Consider the following 244-nt stretch of genomic DNA (forward strand, 5'->3'; position numbering starts at 1 on the left):
CAAAGCGGGGATAGATGCCGTAGGGGTCGTCGCGGCGCAGATCATAATCAACCCCGCTGGCCCGCAAATTGGGACCGGTTACCCCATAGGCGACAGCGTCTTGAGCCGAAAGAATGCCCACATCTTTGCAGCGCTCCTGCAGGATTTCGTTGCCGCTGATCAGCCCGTGATATTCCGCTATCATTCCGGGCAGATCGTTGATAAAGCTTTCCACCGCGGGGTAAAAGCTCTCCGGCAGGTCGGC

1 protein-coding gene is annotated in these 244 nt (G+C 58.2%); it reads right to left on the reverse strand.

Annotated features, from left to right (window positions below; all coding sequences use genetic code 11):
• A partial coding sequence (locus B3W37_RS10955) for an NADH-quinone oxidoreductase subunit D-related protein (RefSeq protein WP_483175764.1) occupies positions 1-244 on the reverse strand: 244 nt, incomplete at both ends.

The organism is Syntrophomonas sp. UBA5494 (assembly GCF_002426325.1).